Source organism: Bacteroides ovatus (genome assembly GCF_001314995.1).
GTDB lineage: Bacteria > Bacteroidota > Bacteroidia > Bacteroidales > Bacteroidaceae > Bacteroides > Bacteroides ovatus.
The window spans coordinates 2,560,721-2,578,674 of the sequence record NZ_CP012938.1 but is presented as its reverse complement, the minus strand read 5'-3'; the positions used below and the strand labels follow the sequence as shown (position 1 = coordinate 2,578,674).

Below are 17,954 nucleotides of genomic sequence, written 5' to 3'. Positions count from 1 at the left end.
ATAGATAGGGATTGTTTGGCATCCCTCTTTCTGCTTACCTTTGCATCGCTTTTAGAGCAATGAAAAGGTATAAAGTAAAAAGGTAAAAAGGAGATGAGTAATAAATATTTTTGGGTTTTTCTGGCATTCTTGTTTTCCGTATCCGTATATTCACAACATGGGCGTCACCGTAATAGTTTAATTTCGGGTAGAGTAATGTCCACGGAGAAAGAAGTGGTGGATTTTGCGACAGTTTATCTGAAAGGAACCAACCAAGGATGCTATACAGATGAAAAAGGTATATATCATTTGAAAACGACAGCAGGTGAATATACACTCGTCGTTTCGGCTATCGGTTATCAAACGGTAGAAAAGAAAGTTAAATTAGCCAAGGGAGAAAGAATAAAAGTAAACGTCACTATCGCACCGGCGGTAAAAGAACTGGGAGAGGTGCTGGTCACGACATCCGGAGTCGGTCGTGTGAATCAGTCTGCTTTTAATGCGGTAGCCATTGATGCGAAGAAATTGCATAATAGTACGCAGACTTTGGCAGGTGCACTGACTAAAGTGCCCGGTGTAAAACTCCGCGAATCAGGTGGAGTGGGGGCGGATATGCAATTGTATATCGATGGCTTTAGCGGGAAACATGTGAAAATCTTCATTGACGGCATACCACAGGAGGGAGCCGGTGCCGCATTCGATTTGAACAATGTTCCTATTAATTTTGCCGACCGTATAGAAGTCTATAAAGGAGTGGTTCCTGTAGGATTCGGAACCGATGCTATTGGGGGAGTGGTTAATATGTAACCATTCTATTTTCCGCCTTGACATAAGTTGTTAGCCGCCATATCTTTGCGCCGTAACCTTTAACAAGAATGATTATGGCAAAAGAAAAAGTAAACTATCAGGAGGTATATGACCTCTACCAGTTATGCAGCGAGACCAAAGATCTTCGAGAGTTCTGTGCTGATTATGGTGTAAATTACGACAAGTTCATGAACTGGCAGCGTCACCAGTTGTGGAGTGAGAAGTTAGGCAAGACAGTCCAGGTTGAGCAGCCCAAGGTTGCCAAAGTCCAGATAACCGGGAAACCATGCAATAGTCCAACTGTGAAGTTGGACGTGAAACATCCTGAAGGTGAACCACCAATAAAATGGATCAAGTTACAGCTGGCGTCTGGCGCAACACTGTTCCTGAGAAACACCACCGTTCTTGATTTGAGCCTGTTGCTTAATAAAATGATAGGATGATATGCTTGGACTGAGTGCTAACCTTAACTATTACCTGTTTAACGGTAATGTTGATTTGCGGAAAGGCATTTTCCGTCTGTGTGAGAGTATAAGGGAAGAAATGTCCCTTGACCCGAGCGATGCGTCCAATGTATATATGTTCATGTCCCGGAACCGAAAGGTTGTGAAGATACTTCATTACGAACGCGGTTTTTATGTGCTTTACGAAAAACGTCCTGTTATGGGCAAATTCAAGAAACCTGTATTTGATGAAGTCTCCAGGTGCTACCGGATACAGTGGTCGGACATGGCTTATCTTACGGAAAGCATTGTAGTTGACAAGATGTACGTTAGTCCGAAAGGCTAATATTAACATACTGATTATCAACAGGATAGTATAAAAAATAAACGGTAAAAAGTTTGCGTAAGTGCCTGATTTTTCGTACCTTTATATCATGATTGATGAAAGAGCATACGAGTTACTTTGCTGCCAGCTGGGTCTGGCGAATGAGGAAAAGGCAGGTCTTCGCAAACAGAATAAAGAATTGATTGCGAGGCTTGAGTCTATTGAAGAATCCAACAGGGAGAACTCTAAAAATCTGATAGATACCATCAATGATCTCAAAGATACCATCGAAAAGCAGTCAACCACGGTTGAACATTACAGGAAAGAAATGGAACTTATGAGAAAGCAGCTTGAAGCAAAGGATGAGGTGAACAGGATGCTGGCAAACGAGATCTCCAATCTCAGACTTCAGCTTGAGGACAGCAGGAAACACCGTTTCGGCCGTACTTCCGAGCAAAGAAGGCTGTTGAACAACCGTAATCTCGACAAGTCCGCTCTGGAACAATCCGAGTATGACGGTTCTGACAGGAAGGATGATAATAATAAGACCGATGATAACGAAACCGGCAGCAATACCTCTTCCGGCAACATACCTGCCCAGAACAGCAAACCTTCAAGGAGAAAGGAAACCGCACCACGTGCCGGGAAAACAAAATTGAAAGTTGACAAGGTGGTAGTACATGAAGTGGACGAGTATTACACGCTTCCAGAAGGGGGACGGTTTATGAACCGCAACGGTATGCCTGATGTGTGGGAATACAGGGTCATAGAACATGTAAGGGCTTATAACGTGGAGCATGTTTACAAGGTGGCAAGGGTAAAGCTTGCGGACGGCACTTTCACAAGCACCATGGAACATCCGCTGAAAAACCTTGGAGGTATCTTCTCTCCTGAACTGCTTGCCCGTCTGCTTTGTCTGAAATATGACTTCAGCATGCCTGAGAACAGACAGATAAGACTGCTTGCAAGAGAGGGTATCCACATAAGCAATACCACGCTGAACAGCTATATCCATAACGGAATCGCCAAACTAAGGGAGTTCATGGAAGATGTCTTCAAGGAGTTTGTACAGAGAGCTAATTACCTTATGGTTGATGAGACTACTGAGCTTGTTGGAGTGGAAACAAAGGAAGGTAAGGCTTACAGGAGAAAGTACTTATGGGCTTTCTTTGCCAAGCATATTAAGATGGTCTATTATCACTATAATAACGGCAGCAGGTCGTCCGATGCGGCAAAATCATTCCTGGAATATTTTATGGGAACCATATCCACTGACGGATATACGGTTTACAGGATGTTTGACGGAGACGACTCAAAGGTGCTTCATATAGGATGCTGGACGCATTGTAGAAGGTTGTGGGTTGATGCCCTGCCTTCAGACAGAACAGCGATGGACATAATAGATCCTATCGGTGAGATGTTCAGAAATGAAGACCTGTTCCGTATGATGAAACTCAGCGGTGAGCAGATTAAGGAAAGAAGGCTTAAGCTAACAGGACCGATTCTTGAACGTATCCATCATAAGGTGGTCATTATGATGCAGGATGCGAAGATTATGGCTAACGAACTGATGAGAAAGGCCGTGAACTATACGATAAACCAGTGGAAATCCTTGAGAAATATCCTCAAGGACGGTTCAGCAGAAATCTCGAACAACCTCTGTGAGCAAAGGATGAAACCTGTAAAGCTGCTGCTCAAGAACTGTATGAACGTTGGCAGTGAGGATGCGGCAGAAAACTCTGCATTCACCTTCTCTCTGATAGAAAGCTGTAAGTTGAACGGCATAGACCCTCAGAATTACCTGAAACACTTGTTTGAATGTATTCTTCATGGTAAGGACTGCGACAAGAAGGCTCTTCTGCCATGTTTCTATAAACCGGAATGTTAAAACAAAAATATTTTCTTACGGGCATTTTTATTTTATCGGCTGAAAGACAGCCGATAAAATTGGCGTGGCGGAAAATAGTATGGTTACGGTTAATATTGTCACCAACAAGCAACCCGGAAAGTGGTTTATGGACGCTTCCTATTCTTATGGGTCATTTAATACTCATAAATCATACGTGCGCTTCGGACAAACGTTCAAGAATGGTTTTATGTATGAGGTCAATGCTTTTCAGAATTTCTCGGATAATGATTATTATGTAGACACTTATGTACGCGAATTTGAGATTAAAGAAGATGGAAGCGTACGTTTTCCGCCACTTGACAAAAATAAGATTTATCATCTGAAACGTTTTAATGACCAGTATCATAATGAAGCCGTGATTGGAAAAATCGGCCTGGTAGGAAAGAAATGGGCAGACCGTTTGGCGTTGAGTTTCAATTATTCCCATTTCTATAAAGAGATACAAACAGGCGTTTATCAAGATGTCGTGTTCGGTGAAAAATTCCGCAAAGGACATTCGTTGGTCCCTTCTTTAGAATATTACAAAAAGAACTTATTGGTGAAAAACCTGGATCTGCTGTTGACTGCCAATTACAATCATAATATCACCAATAATGTCGATACCGCTTCGCGGGCTTACAACTGGCGTGGAGATTTTTATGAAAAAGGCAGCCGGGGAGAACAGTCTTACCAGAACAGTGAATCTAAAAATAAAAACTGGAATGGGACGCTGAAGATGAATTACCATATCGGACAGGCGCATACGTTTACTTTCAGTCATGTAATCAGTGATTTTGAACGTACGAGCCGCTCTACCATCGGTGCTTCTTCCAAATTCACGGACTTTTCTATTCCTAAAATCACCCGTAAAAACGTCAGCGGGCTTTCTTACCGTCTGATGCCGTCGGACAGATGGAATGTGTCGGCATTTGCCAAATATTATCGGCAATACAACAAGGGACCGGTATCGCAGAATACGGATGGAATAGGCAATTATATCAATCTGTCTAATACGGCAAGCGCTCTTGGATATGGAGCGGCAGGTACCTATTTTATATGGAAAGATCTTCAGGTGAAACTTTCGTACGAAAAGGCTTTCCGTCTGCCGACCACGGACGAACTCTTTGGAGATGAAGACCTTGAAGCTGGTAAGATGAATCTGAAACCGGAGAAAAGTGATAATGTCAATTTGAGTTTCAGCTATAATCATCAGTTTGGCAAGCATGGATTGTATGCCGAGGCCGGTTTGATATATCGGGATACGAAAGATTATATAAAAAGAGGACTGGACGTATTGGGAGGAACAAGCTACGGATATTATGAGAACCACGGTCACGTAAGGACCAAAGGGTATAATTTGTCATTGCTTTATAGCTTCTCGCGTTGGTTTGATATAGGAGGAACATTCAATAGCATCGATACTCGTGATTACGAAAAGTTTTTGGCGGGTTCCTCTTTGCAAGAAAGCATGCACTATAAAGTGCGTATGCCGAATCTGCCCTATCGTTATGCTAATATCAATGCAAATTTTTATTGGAATGACCTGTTTGTCAAAGGAAATGTATTGAGCATCGGCTATGATAGCTACTGGCAGCACGATTTTCCTCTTTACTGGGAGAATCTCGGAGATAAAGATTCAAAGAATATGGTGCCGGAACAGTTTTCTCATAATCTGTCTTTGTCCTACACCATGAAGAATGGACGTTATAATGTATCATTTGAATGTCGGAATTTCACCGATGCCCAACTGTTTGACAATTTTAGTCTGCAAAAAGCGGGGCGCGCATTCTATGGAAAGTTCAGAGTGTTTTTCGGTAAATAATAAGAGTCAGTTTTTAGTATCAATCAATAATAAAGAATATATGAAGAAGTTTTTATTACAGGCTTTTGCCGTAGCTTTTTGTTTGGGTAGCGGTGTGTTTGTGGCATCTTGCGACGATGATAATAATCCGGTGGATAACCCGCCAATTGATGGAGAAACAGCTTATGTGGTGGCTGCCACAACTGGTGAAGCAAGTTATTTGGTAGTAGCCAATTCTTTGGATGAAGGAACAGTGTCGACTCAAGGGAATGGAACCGAAGTGATTGGCGGTACCTATTGGGTATATAAAGGACTGGATTATGTGTTTGCTTTAGTTTATAATAAAGGTGGCGCAGGTACAGGAGCTTCCTATTATCTGGGGGCAGATGGTAAAATGAAAGAAAAGTACACATACACTTATAATCGTATCACGTCATACGGTACTTGGGGGGACAAAGTGGTGACTGTTTCCACCGGGGACTCGAAAATAACGGATGAGGATCAGAATGTGGCTCAAGCATTGTTGTTCAACTATTTGGATGCGACCGATGGCAGTCAGGAAGAGGGTACCTTGCTTGCCGAAAATTACTTGGGTAATGGTGAAAAAGTTTCATGGGCAGGTCTGGTTGAAGCTAACAATAAGATTTATACATCTGTCATCCCAATGGGAATGAGTAAGTACGGTATTAAAAAATGGCCGGAAGCTGTGACAGATCAGGAACTTGTGACTAAGACTGACGGTGGTAGCGGCAGCGGTGCATATACAGCCGGTGTCATTCCTTCTACACAATACCCGGATAATGCTTATGTGGCAATTTATAGTGGCACGAACTTCAATGAGACTCCGGTGATTGCCAAGACTGATAAAATAGGCTATGCATGCGGTCGTATGCGTTCACAATATTATCAGACCATTTGGGCCGCTGATAATGGTGATGTCTATGTGTTCTCTCCCGGATATGGACGTACGGCAGTTTCATCTTCAGATTTGAAGAAGGTAACAGGACAGAAGCCTTCGGGCGCAATGCGTATCAAAGCAGGCGCAACAGATTTCGATCCGGATTACTATGTGAACTTTGAAGAGATAGGCACTAAACATCCTATTTTCCGTTGCTGGCACATCTCTGAAGATTACTTCCTGCTTCAATTGTATAAAAAGGGAGCGGAAGATATGATTAATGGTGGTACAAGTGCAGATGTTAGCGAATTAGCTGTTTTCAAGGCGGAAGATCAGACGATTATGCCTGTTACAGGTCTGCCGGCTGACGGAAAGTTTGGTGGCGAGCCTTATGGAGAAAAAGGGTATGCTTATATGGCTGTCACTGTGACTACGGGCGAGAAACCGGCCTTCTATAAAATAGACGCAAAAACAGGCAAGGCAGTCAAAGGTTTAACGGTAGAGGCTGACGCTATCACTACGGTAGGTAAGATGGAATATCTTTCAAAATAATACAGTCGGTTAAATAGAGAATCTTTTGTAGATAAAAGCCTGCCGAGCGGAAAGCTTTGCAGGCTTTTTCAAGAAATAGGATTGAAAACATGAAAAAAATATTCAGAAAGATACATTTGTGGCTTTCCGTCCCTTTCGGACTGATAATAACTCTTGTCTGCTTCTCCGGTGCCATGCTGGTATTTGAAAATGAGGCGAATGAGTGGTTTCGACGCGATCTTTACTACGTAGAAACGGTAAAGGAGTCTCCTCTTCCTATGGATAAGTTGCTTGAAAAAGTGGCGACGACATTGCCTGACAGTGTATCGGTGACCGGTGTCAGCATATCTTCTGATCCCGGACGTGCGTATCAGGTTAGTCTTTCCAAACCACGTCGTGCATCTTTGTATGTAGACCAGTATACGGGCGAAGTAAAAGGAAAAAGCGAGCGTAGCGGCTTTTTTATGTTTATGTTCCGAATGCATCGCTGGCTTCTGGATAGTATGAATCCGGGAAATGAAGGAATCTTTTGGGGCAAAATGATTGTAGGTGTCAGTACGCTTTTACTTGTTTTTGTACTGATTTCGGGAATTGTCATTTGGTGGCCGCGTACACGTAAAGCATTGAAGAATAGCCTGAAAATAACAGCAACAAAAGGTTGGAGAAGGTTTTGGTATGACTTGCATGTGGCAGGCGGAATGTATGCTCTGATCTTTCTACTGGCTATGGCACTGACGGGATTGACCTGGTCTTTTCCGTGGTATCGGACGGCTTTCTATAAGGTCTTCGGGGTGGAAGTACAGCAACGTGCCGCCCAAGGACATGAACAGAAAAGTGATGCTCAAAAGAGGGATACCAAACTGGCAGCCCATCGAGAAAAGAAAAGAGAAGGAAATGAGGTTCGAAAGGGTGAAAGAGGCGGACGTCCGGAAAACAATCACAGTGATATGTACTCGGTAACTTCACCATTCGTTTATTGGCAGGAGATTTATGATAAACTAGGACGTCAGAATCCGGAGTATAAGCAAATCAGTATTTCTTCTGGTACGGCAAGCGTGTCTTTCAACCGTTTCGGGAATCAGCGGGCATCTGACCGTTATTCTTTCAATACGGATAATGGTGAATTTACAGAAACAAGTCTTTATCAACATCAAGACAAGTCGGGAAAGATTCGTGGTTGGATTTATTCTGTGCATGTTGGTAACTGGGGAGGAATGTTTACTCGCATACTTACCTTTATTGCTGCCTTATTGGGGGCTGCACTACCACTGACTGGATATTATTTATGGATAAAAAGACTCATAAAGGTACGGAAATGAATGAAATTTTTTCCTACTATAAAGTTGAAAAACATAAAAACATCTGCCACCTGCAACGAAACGCGTGTAATACACTAGTTAATAGATAGTTGTAACGTTGCAGATACCTGTGGCAGATAGGTTGCAGATAAAGTATCTGCAACACGTTATATAATCAAAGAAAAAGCCTTGATTCCTTTATCCAAAGCTATGGGATAATTGGGGTGACTCTATGGAGAATTTGTGGTATCTCTACGGGGAACGACAGTATCCTTACGTAGAAACTGTAGTGTCCCGCCTTAGAAACTCTCGTTTCCTGCCGTGGAAATTGTAATTTCTAATGCCGGAAACGACAGTTCCCCGCCTGGAAACGGGAAGTTAATGTATACAATAAACTTTTGCACCCATGGAGAATTGGCTTTGCAAGGCTTATACTGTGTGGCAGATACTTTGATCTGCAACCTATCTGCAACAGTATCTGCAACGTTACAACTATCTATTAACTAGTGAATTACACGCGTTTGGTTGCAGGTGGCAGATGTTTTCATGTTTTTTCAACTTTATAGTAGGAGGATTACGCATCAAAATTAGGGTCGCAACCGTAAGTCATAAAACAAATTCACCTCTGTGTCCTCCGTGTCCTCTGTGGTGAAAAGAAGCATTGAATAAATGAAAGAAGAGCGGTGAATGATAAGGAAATCTCCCGTTCATCCGTAACCATACTATTTTCCGCCACGCCAATTTTATCGGCTGTCTTTCAGCCGATAAAATAAAAATGCCCGTAAGAAAATATTTTTGTTTTAACATTCCGGTTTATAGAAACATGGCAGAAGAGCCTTCTTGTCGCAGTCCTTACCATGAAGAATACATTCAAACAAGTGTTTCAGGTAATTCTGAGGGTCTATGCCGTTCAACTTACAGCTTTCTATCAGAGAGAAGGTGAATGCAGAGTTTTCTGCCGCATCCTCACTGCCAACGTTCATACAGTTCTTGAGCAGCAGCTTTACAGGTTTCATCCTTTGCTCACAGAGGTTGTTCGAGATTTCTGCTGAACCGTCCTTGAGGATATTTCTCAAGGATTTCCACTGGTTTATCGTATAGTTCACGGCCTTTCTCATCAGTTCGTTAGCCATAATCTTCGCATCCTGCATCATAATGACCACCTTATGATGGATACGTTCAAGAATCGGTCCTGTTAGCTTAAGCCTTCTTTCCTTAATCTGCTCACCGCTGAGTTTCATCATACGGAACAGGTCTTCATTTCTGAACATCTCACCGATAGGATCTATTATGTCCATCGCTGTTCTGTCTGAAGGCAGGGCATCAACCCACAACCTTCTACAATGCGTCCAGCATCCTATATGAAGCACCTTTGAGTCGTCTCCGTCAAACATCCTGTAAACCGTATATCCGTCAGTGGATATGGTTCCCATAAAATATTCCAGGAATGATTTTGCCGCATCGGACGACCTGCTGCCGTTATTATAGTGATAATAGACCATCTTAATATGCTTGGCAAAGAAAGCCCATAAGTACTTTCTCCTGTAAGCCTTACCTTCCTTTGTTTCCACTCCAACAAGCTCAGTAGTCTCATCAACCATAAGGTAATTAGCTCTCTGTACAAACTCCTTGAAGACATCTTCCATGAACTCCCTTAGTTTGGCGATTCCGTTATGGATATAGCTGTTCAGCGTGGTATTGCTTATGTGGATACCCTCTCTTGCAAGCAGTCTTATCTGTCTGTTCTCAGGCATGCTGAAGTCATATTTCAGACAAAGCAGACGGGCAAGCAGTTCAGGAGAGAAGATACCTCCAAGGTTTTTCAGCGGATGTTCCATGGTGCTTGTGAAAGTGCCGTCCGCAAGCTTTACCCTTGCCACCTTGTAAACATGCTCCACGTTATAAGCCCTTACATGTTCTATGACCCTGTATTCCCACACATCAGGCATACCGTTGCGGTTCATAAACCGTCCCCCTTCTGGAAGCGTGTAATACTCGTCCACTTCATGTACTACCACCTTGTCAACTTTCAATTTTGTTTTCCCGGCACGTGGTGCGGTTTCCTTTCTCCTTGAAGGTTTGCTGTTCTGGGCAGGTATGTTGCCGGAAGAGGTATTGCTGCCGGTTTCGTTATCATCGGTCTTATTATTATCATCCTTCCTGTCAGAACCGTCATACTCGGATTGTTCCAGAGCGGACTTGTCGAGATTACGGTTGTTCAACAGCCTTCTTTGCTCGGAAGTACGGCCGAAACGGTGTTTCCTGCTGTCCTCAAGCTGAAGTCTGAGATTGGAGATCTCGTTTGCCAGCATCCTGTTCACCTCATCCTTTGCTTCAAGCTGCTTTCTCATAAGTTCCATTTCTTTCCTGTAATGTTCAACCGTGGTTGACTGCTTTTCGATGGTATCTTTGAGATCATTGATGGTATCTATCAGATTTTTAGAGTTCTCCCTGTTGGATTCTTCAATAGACTCAAGCCTCGCAATCAATTCTTTATTCTGTTTGCGAAGACCTGCCTTTTCCTCATTCGCCAGACCCAGCTGGCAGCAAAGTAACTCGTATGCTCTTTCATCAATCATGATATAAAGGTACGAAAAATCAGGCACTTACGCAAACTTTTTACCGTTTATTTTTTATACTATCCTGTTGATAATCAGTATGTTAATATTAGCCTTTCGGACTAACGTACATCTTGTCAACTACAATGCTTTCCGTAAGATAAGCCATGTCCGACCACTGTATCCGGTAGCACCTGGAGACTTCATCAAATACAGGTTTCTTGAATTTGCCCATAACAGGACGTTTTTCGTAAAGCACATAAAAACCGCGTTCGTAATGAAGTATCTTCACAACCTTTCGGTTCCGGGACATGAACATATATACATTGGACGCATCGCTCGGGTCAAGGGACATTTCTTCCCTTATACTCTCACACAGACGGAAAATGCCTTTCCGCAAATCAACATTACCGTTAAACAGGTAATAGTTAAGGTTAGCACTCAGTCCAAGCATATCATCCTATCATTTTATTAAGCAACAGGCTCAAATCAAGAACGGTGGTGTTTCTCAGGAACAGTGTTGCGCCAGACGCCAGCTGTAACTTGATCCATTTTATTGGTGGTTCACCTTCAGGATGTTTCACGTCCAACTTCACAGTTGGACTATTGCATGGTTTCCCGGTTATCTGGACTTTGGCAACCTTGGGCTGCTCAACCTGGACTGTCTTGCCTAACTTCTCACTCCACAACTGGTGACGCTGCCAGTTCATGAACTTGTCGTAATTTACACCATAATCAGCACAGAACTCTCGAAGATCTTTGGTCTCGCTGCATAACTGGTAGAGGTCATATACCTCCTGATAGTTTACTTTTTCTTTTGCCATAATCATTCTTGTTAAAGGTTACGGCGCAAAGATATGGCGGCTAACAACTTATGTCAAGGCGGAAAATAGAATGGTTACCGTTCATCCACCGCTCTTTATCTTATATTATATACTGATATAAGCTGAACTCCTAAAAATAAAAAGATTAGATTGAAAGCTCTTTCAATACAGTGACAAGATCTCTCTTGATTGGTTTGTCATTCTTAATAGCCTTGCTGAACGGTACGTAAACGATTTCATCATGTTCGATTCCGATCATTACGTTACGTTGATCTTCCATAATAGCATCGATAGCAGCAGCACCGAGGCGGCTTGCCAGGATACGGTCGTGGGCAGTCGGGCTACCACCACGTTGCAAGTGACCTAAGATCGTCACACGTACATCGTATTGCGGGTATTCGTTTTTCACACGTTCGGCATAATGCATGGCTCCTCCGGTCAGTTCGCTTTCGGCTACCAATACAATACTACTGTTTTTTGATTTACGGAATCCGTTCTTGATAAACTCTTCCAGTTGGTCGACTTCCGTACTGAATTCCGGAATAATAGCAGCTTCCGCTCCCGAAGCGATTGCTCCGTTCAGTGCAAGGAAACCGGCATCACGTCCCATCACTTCTACAAAGAACAAACGTTCGTGTGAAGTGGCCGTGTCGCGAATCTTATCCACAGCGTCCAATATCGTATTTAATGCAGTGTCATATCCGATGGTAGTATCTGTACCGTAAAGGTCATTATCAATAGTTCCCGGCAGTCCGATACATGGAACATCAAATTCCTGTGCAAAGATGCGTGCACCTGTCAGTGAACCGTCTCCACCAATGATAACCAAGGCATCAATGCCTTCTTTTTTCATATTATCATAAGCCAACTGGCGACCTTCCGGAGTCGTGAACTCTTTACAACGGGCTGTTTTCAGGATAGTACCACCCAACTGGATGATATTACTCACATTCTGACTCTTAAATTCCTTGATTTCACCCGTGACCAGACCTTTATAGCCTCTGTATATACCTTTGACTTGCAATCCATTGTAGATAGCTGCACGTGTCACTGCACGTATAGCAGCGTTCATTCCCGGAGCATCACCTCCGGAGGTCAAAATTCCGATACACTTAACTGTTCCCATATAACAATCTCTCATTAATTAGTTTGACGCGGCAAATGTACAATAAAAAGTTGAAAGCAGTGGTTATGAAGTTTTTTTTCGTATGAAGAAAACATTAAAAATGTTCAAATTGCCCTTTCTTGCTTTCTTTTATTCATTCGTGTTACTTTGCCGTTTTTTCTTATGTTGCTTTGCTATTATTCTTTATATGAATAAAGCAATTATTCTTTGATAAGCGTCCGAATGTGATTGTAAATCTTCTCCATCAACCATTTCGGAGTAGAAGTCGCCCCACATACACCAATCGATTTTACGTTTTGAAGAAGAGAAGGATCGATTTCTTTCTCGTTATCTATCAAATGCGAATTAGCGTTCACCTTCAAACATTCTTCAAACAGCATTTTTCCGTTCGAACTCTTTTTGCCGCTGACGAAGAAGATCAAATCGTGTGTAGCCGCAAACTCCCGGAGCTTAGGCATACGGTTGGCAACCTGACGGCAGATCGTATCATAATATTCGAAAGTTGCCTCCGGTGAAATATGTTGTTTGAAGTATTCTACGATTTCCTGAAATTCGTCCAGTGACTTGGTTGTCTGTGAGAAAAGGCGGATACTTTTATTTAAATCCAACTTTTTGGCTTCTTCTGCCTTTTCGATGACAATTGCTTTTCCATCTGTTTGACCCACCAATCCCAGCACTTCAGCATGACCGCTTTTGCCGTATATGACAATTTGTTTTTCTTTGTCACTGTCTGCCAGATACCCTTGTCTGATACGTTTTTGCAAACGTAATACTACCGGACAGGTCGCATCGATAATTTCTATATTATTTTCACGGGCAATCATGTAAGTTTCCGGTGGCTCTCCGTGTGCGCGAAGCAATACTTTGGCATTCTTCAGTTGTTTGAATTCTTCCCGGTTGATCGTGATTAATCCCATCGTTTTAAGCCTTTCCACTTCCCGGCTATTGTGTACAATATCTCCGAGACAATAGAGAGTCTCTCCCTTTGCCAACTCCTCTTCTGCCTTATGAATGGCTGTCACCACACCAAAGCAGAAGCCGGAATCTTCGTCTATCTCTACCTTGATCATAAAGCAAATTATTTACTTACCTTATTAAATTGTCCGAAAAGCCATTCCTTTTGCTCTTCAATCGATAAGTGGGTGTTATCCAGAAGCAGAGCATCTTCAGCTTTGCGAAGTGGACTTACTTCCCGGTTCTGGTCGATATAATCCCGTTGTTTCACGTTTTCCAGAATTTCGTCGAAGCTGGCTTCCTGTCCTTTTGCTTTCAGCTCGTCATAACGGCGTTGAGCACGGATTTCGGGAGTGGCGGTTACAAATATTTTCAGTTCCGCATCCGGGAAAACGGTAGTTCCTATATCCCGGCCATCCATGACGATGCCCTTTTCCTTTCCCATTGCTTGTTGCTGCGCCACCATTTCTTCACGTACGAAGTCAAGCGTACTGATAGGGCTCACTTTGGAAGAAACCTCCATTGAACGGATTTTATTCTCCACATTCACGCCGTTCAGATACGTGTCGGGACGTCCGGTTTCCTTATTCAGCTGGAAAGATATACGAATGTTCTTGATTTCTTTTTTCAGTTTCTCCGTATCGATCACGTCTCCGTTGAAAATCCCGTTCTCTATACTATATAAAGTGACCGCACGATACATGGCTCCACTGTCAATGTAAATGTAACCCACTTCGCGGGCAAGATCTTTGGCCATTGTACTTTTTCCACAAGAGGAAAAACCATCGATTGCAATTGTTATCTTTTTCATATTCAGTTCATCTGATTTGTTCGCCAAAGATACGGTAAATTTGAAAATCAACCATAAGTTTGCCGTTAAAAGGAGCAAGACAAGTACGAAAGAATTAAAAAAGTTAAAAAGCCGGATAAAAAGAGGCAAAGAGGGGAACGAATACATGAAAATGTACTATATTTGCCCGGAGACACATGAAAGGACACTTTTTTTTAATCATTATATTAATAAATTTATGGAAGTTAAAAAATCACCCAAGGCAGACCTGGAAGGCAAGAAGTCTACATGGTTGCTCGTTGGTTACGTGGTAGTTCTAGCTTTCATGTTCGTGGCGTTCGAATGGACCCAGCGTGACGTGAAGATAGATACAAGCCAGGCAGTAGCCGATGTCGTGTTTGAAGAGGAAATTATTCCTATTACCGAAACCCCTGAACAAGCAGCTCCACCACCACCTGAAGCTCCAAAGGTAGCAGAATTGCTGGAGATTGTGGATGATAAAGCTGATATTGAGGAAACAACAACTATTATCAATGAAGATAATCAAGCTCGTGTAGAAGTAAAATATGTGCCTGTACAAGTGGTTGAAGAAGAACCGGAAGAACAGACTATTTTCGAGGTTGTAGAAAATATGCCGGACTTCCCGGGCGGACAAGCAGCTTTGATGCAGTATCTGGCAAAAAATATTAAATATCCGACTATCGCACAGGAAAACGGAACTCAAGGACGTGTTATCGTACAGTTCGTTGTTAACAGAGACGGTAGTATCGTAGATGCGAAGGTTGTACGTAGCGTCGACCCGTATCTGGATAAAGAAGCCCTCCGTGTGATTAATACCATGCCGAAGTGGAAACCAGGTATGCAGCGCGGAAAACCGGTACGTGTTAAATTTACAGTTCCTGTGATGTTTAGATTGCAGTAATTTGTAACACTATAAATGGAGAGGCTGCTTTCGGCAGCCTCTTTTTATTCATTAATTTTTTTATTCATCATGTTTACAGCTTCTCAATTACTCGATAAGATAAATAATCATATTTCTGAAATCCAGTTTACCCGGACGCCGAAAGGACTTTATGAACCGATTGAATATATCCTTTCTCTGGGTGGGAAGCGGATACGTCCTGTATTAATGTTGATGGGATATAACTTGTATCGGGAGGATGTTGCGTCTATATACGATCCTGCCACTGCGATTGAAGTTTACCACAATCACACCTTGTTGCATGATGATTTGATGGATCGTTCGGATGTGCGCAGAGGGAAACCTACCGTGCACAAGGTCTGGAATGATAATACTGCTGTACTTTCGGGAGATGCTATGTTGATTCTGGCATTTCGGTATATGACGGGTTGTCCACCGGAACACCTGAAAGAAGTGATGGATTTATTCAGTTTGACTACACTCGAAATCTGTGAAGGACAGCAACTGGATATGGAATTTGAATCTCGCTGTGACGTTACAGAAGACGAATACATTGAAATGATTCGTTTGAAAACAGCCGTGTTGCTTGCGGGTAGTCTTAAAATAGGTGCAATTCTGGCAGGAGCGACTGCTGAAGATGCAGAAAATCTATATAATTTTGGAATGCATATTGGAGTAGCATTCCAGTTACAGGATGATTTGTTGGATGTATATGGTGATCCGGAAGTGTTCGGGAAGAAGATAGGTGGAGACATCCTCTGCAATAAAAAAACATATATGCTTATCAAAGCACTGAACCGTGCGGATGAAAAGCAGCATGCTGAATTGAATCGTTGGTTGAATGCGGAGGCTTTTCAACCTTCTGAAAAAATCGAAGCGGTAACTGAAATCTATAATCAGTTGAATATCCGCAATATTTGTGAAAGCAAAATGCGTGAATATTATACGTTCGCTATGGAAAGTCTGGCAGCGGTAGCTGTTGCGGAAGACAGAAAAAAAGAACTGAAGAATCTGGTGAAATTATTAATGTATCGTGAAATGTAGTTAAGTATCGGAGATATGCCTTATAGACGACTACCAAATACTGATCAAGCAAGAGTTCGGGCGCTGAAAGCGGCTGTCGAAAAGGGAGAGATGTATAATGTGCGTGACTTGGCTATTACATTGAAGACATTATTTGAAGCGCGTAACTTTTTGCATCGGTTTGAGGCAGCGCAAATTTATTATACCCAGTGCTACGATAATCAGTCGCGTGCCAGCCGTAAACACCAGATGAATGTGAAGACTGCCCGGCTGTATATCTCTCATTTTATTCAGGTGCTCAATTTGGCAGTGCTTCGTGATGAAATCAAGGTGGCACATAAAGAGTTATATGGCTTGCCTGCTTCCAATACCGTACCGGACCTGTTGAGTGAAGCCTCTCTGGTAGAGTGGGGGAAGAAAATAATCGAAGGCGAACAATTAAGGACCACTCAAGGTGGCATACCTATTTATAATCCGACTATTGCACGCGTAAAAGTGCATTATGATATTTTTCTGGAAAGCTATGAACGGCAGAAGAACTATCAGGCATTAACCAATCGTAGTCTTGATGAACTGGCGTCTATGCGTGACCGTGCCGATGAATTGATTCTGGATATCTGGAATCAGGTAGAAGCCAAATACCAGGATGTCACTCCCAATGATACCCGATTAGAAAAATGCCGCGACTATGGACTGATATATTATTATCGCTCCAGCGAAAAAATAAAAGAAGAAAAAGAAATATCATGTTGATCGATACTCATTCTCATCTTTTTGTAGAAGAATTTACCGAAGACCTGCCTTTGGTGATGGAACGTGCGCAGAAAGCGGGAGTTTCCTATATTTTTATGCCCAATATAGACAGTACGACCATTGATGCTATGTTGTCGGTTTGTAGGGATTATCCGGGATTTTGCTATCCGATGATCGGACTGCACCCTACTTCTGTCAATGAATCGTATGAACAGGAATTAGCGATTGTTCACAAATACTTGTCGACTTCCCGTGAGTTTGTGGCTATCGGAGAAATAGGTCTTGATCTTTATTGGGACAAGACTTTTCTGAAAGAGCAAATCTTGGTTTTTGAAAAGCAAATAGAATGGGCGCTGGAATATGGTCTTCCCATTGTAATCCATTCAAGAGAAGCGTTTGAATATATATATAAGGTAATGGAACCCTATAAAAATACCCCATTAACCGGCATTTTTCATAGTTTTACTGGGACATCGGAAGAAGCGGCGAAATTGTTGGAATTTGAAGGATTTATGTTAGGTATCAATGGAGTTGTAACTTTCAAGAAATCGACTTTGCCGGAGGCATTGACGACTGTTCCTTTAGAGCGCATTGTGCTTGAAACCGATTCTCCCTATTTGGCTCCTGTGCCGAACCGGGGAAAGAGGAATGAAAGTGCCAATGTGAGAGACACACTCATGAAGGTGGCGGATATTTATCAGATGGATCCGGAGTATGTGGCACAGGTCACTTCTGTGAATGCGTTAAAAGTGTTCGGAATCCGCAAATAAGGTTCGAAAGGTTTTAAATTATATTAATTTGCAGTATTTATTCAAGATAAAAGGGGGAGAATGCTTCTTGAAAAGAAAAAAAAGAATACATTTGTAGCTGAAAATGCTGAAAACACAGAGGGAGAGATGCTCGAGTGGTTGAAGAGGCACGCCTGGAAAGCGTGTATACGCCAAAAGCGTATCCGGGGTTCGAATCCCCGTCTCTCCGCAGAAATGAAAGAGAGATGAGAAGTAAATACAATAATAATAATCAATTAATTAATC

At 42.4% G+C, this 17,954-nt stretch carries 15 protein-coding genes, 1 tRNA gene and 2 pseudogenes; 12 read left to right on the top strand and 6 right to left on the bottom strand.

Annotation, left to right across the window (positions count from 1 at the left end; translation table 11 throughout):
* Positions 1 to 93: 93 nt before the first annotated feature.
* The 7 genes and pseudogenes from Bovatus_RS10285 to Bovatus_RS10255 all read left to right on the top strand — a co-directional run.
* Positions 94 to 783, top strand: a pseudogene (locus tag Bovatus_RS10285) (carboxypeptidase-like regulatory domain-containing protein); the annotation flags it as partial.
* Positions 784 to 860: 77 nt separating this feature from the next.
* Complete coding sequence (locus Bovatus_RS10280) at positions 861 to 1,229, top strand: hypothetical protein (RefSeq protein WP_170834904.1); 369 nt, start codon at positions 861 to 863, stop codon at positions 1,227 to 1,229.
* Position 1,230: 1 nt separating this feature from the next.
* Positions 1,231 to 1,575, top strand: coding sequence for an IS66 family insertion sequence element accessory protein TnpB (gene tnpB, locus Bovatus_RS10275; protein WP_004297053.1), 345 nt, complete (start codon positions 1,231 to 1,233; stop codon positions 1,573 to 1,575).
* 88 nt (positions 1,576 to 1,663) lie between these two features.
* On the top strand, positions 1,664 to 3,442 hold the full coding sequence (gene tnpC, locus Bovatus_RS10270; RefSeq protein ID WP_004300191.1) for an IS66 family transposase: 1,779 nt from the start codon (positions 1,664 to 1,666) through the stop codon (positions 3,440 to 3,442).
* Positions 3,443 to 3,530: 88 nt separating this feature from the next.
* Positions 3,531 to 5,264: pseudogene (locus Bovatus_RS10265) on the top strand (TonB-dependent receptor domain-containing protein); the annotation flags it as partial.
* A gap of 40 nt (positions 5,265 to 5,304) precedes the next feature.
* The gene (locus Bovatus_RS10260) at positions 5,305 to 6,693 is read left to right on the top strand and encodes a DUF4374 domain-containing protein (RefSeq protein WP_052587887.1); all 1,389 of its coding nucleotides are present in this window, start codon (positions 5,305 to 5,307) and stop codon (positions 6,691 to 6,693) included.
* 89 nt (positions 6,694 to 6,782) lie between these two features.
* Positions 6,783 to 7,991: a PepSY-associated TM helix domain-containing protein gene (locus tag Bovatus_RS10255; protein ID WP_004297602.1), complete on the top strand. Its 1,209-nt coding sequence runs from the start codon at positions 6,783 to 6,785 to the stop codon at positions 7,989 to 7,991.
* A gap of 779 nt (positions 7,992 to 8,770) precedes the next feature.
* Here the strand turns inward: Bovatus_RS10255 and tnpC (Bovatus_RS10250) are convergent.
* The 6 genes from tnpC (Bovatus_RS10250) to cmk all read right to left on the bottom strand — a co-directional run bounded on the left by tnpC (Bovatus_RS10250) (position 8,771) and on the right by cmk (position 14,243).
* A complete protein-coding gene (gene tnpC / locus Bovatus_RS10250) occupies positions 8,771 to 10,549 on the bottom strand; it encodes an IS66 family transposase (protein ID WP_004300191.1) in 1,779 nt (592 codons plus the stop codon).
* Positions 10,550 to 10,637: 88 nt separating this feature from the next.
* A complete protein-coding gene (gene tnpB / locus Bovatus_RS10245; protein WP_004297053.1) occupies positions 10,638 to 10,982 on the bottom strand; it encodes an IS66 family insertion sequence element accessory protein TnpB in 345 nt (114 codons plus the stop codon).
* Between the two features lies 1 nt (position 10,983).
* A complete protein-coding gene (locus Bovatus_RS10240; RefSeq protein ID WP_170834904.1) occupies positions 10,984 to 11,352 on the bottom strand; it encodes a hypothetical protein in 369 nt (122 codons plus the stop codon).
* A gap of 145 nt (positions 11,353 to 11,497) precedes the next feature.
* Complete coding sequence (pfkA, locus tag Bovatus_RS10235; RefSeq protein WP_004297914.1) at positions 11,498 to 12,478, bottom strand: 6-phosphofructokinase; 981 nt, start codon at positions 12,476 to 12,478, stop codon at positions 11,498 to 11,500.
* A 200-nt stretch (positions 12,479 to 12,678) separates the two neighbouring features.
* Complete coding sequence (locus Bovatus_RS10230) at positions 12,679 to 13,548, bottom strand: 4-hydroxy-3-methylbut-2-enyl diphosphate reductase (protein ID WP_004297918.1); 870 nt, start codon at positions 13,546 to 13,548, stop codon at positions 12,679 to 12,681.
* Between the two features lie 8 nt (positions 13,549 to 13,556).
* Complete coding sequence (gene cmk, locus Bovatus_RS10225) at positions 13,557 to 14,243, bottom strand: (d)CMP kinase (RefSeq protein ID WP_085931522.1); 687 nt, start codon at positions 14,241 to 14,243, stop codon at positions 13,557 to 13,559.
* Positions 14,244 to 14,460: 217 nt separating this feature from the next.
* On the opposite strand from cmk, the gene Bovatus_RS10220 reads away from it, so the two are divergent.
* The 5 genes from Bovatus_RS10220 to Bovatus_RS10200 all read left to right on the top strand — a co-directional run bounded on the left by Bovatus_RS10220 (position 14,461) and on the right by Bovatus_RS10200 (position 17,898).
* The gene (locus Bovatus_RS10220; protein ID WP_004306792.1) at positions 14,461 to 15,144 is read left to right on the top strand and encodes an energy transducer TonB; all 684 of its coding nucleotides are present in this window, start codon (positions 14,461 to 14,463) and stop codon (positions 15,142 to 15,144) included.
* Positions 15,145 to 15,213: 69 nt separating this feature from the next.
* On the top strand, positions 15,214 to 16,188 hold the full coding sequence (locus Bovatus_RS10215; RefSeq protein ID WP_004306794.1) for a polyprenyl synthetase family protein: 975 nt from the start codon (positions 15,214 to 15,216) through the stop codon (positions 16,186 to 16,188).
* 15 nt (positions 16,189 to 16,203) lie between these two features.
* Positions 16,204 to 16,920, top strand: coding sequence for a hypothetical protein (locus Bovatus_RS10210; protein ID WP_004297925.1), 717 nt, complete (start codon positions 16,204 to 16,206; stop codon positions 16,918 to 16,920).
* Entirely contained in the window at positions 16,914 to 17,690 is a 777-nt protein-coding gene (locus Bovatus_RS10205; protein WP_004297927.1) for a TatD family hydrolase, read from the top strand. Before Bovatus_RS10210 ends, Bovatus_RS10205 begins: the two co-directional genes overlap by 7 nt.
* A gap of 120 nt (positions 17,691 to 17,810) precedes the next feature.
* Positions 17,811 to 17,898 (top strand) — tRNA-Ser (locus tag Bovatus_RS10200).
* Positions 17,899 to 17,954: the final 56 nt, after the last annotated feature.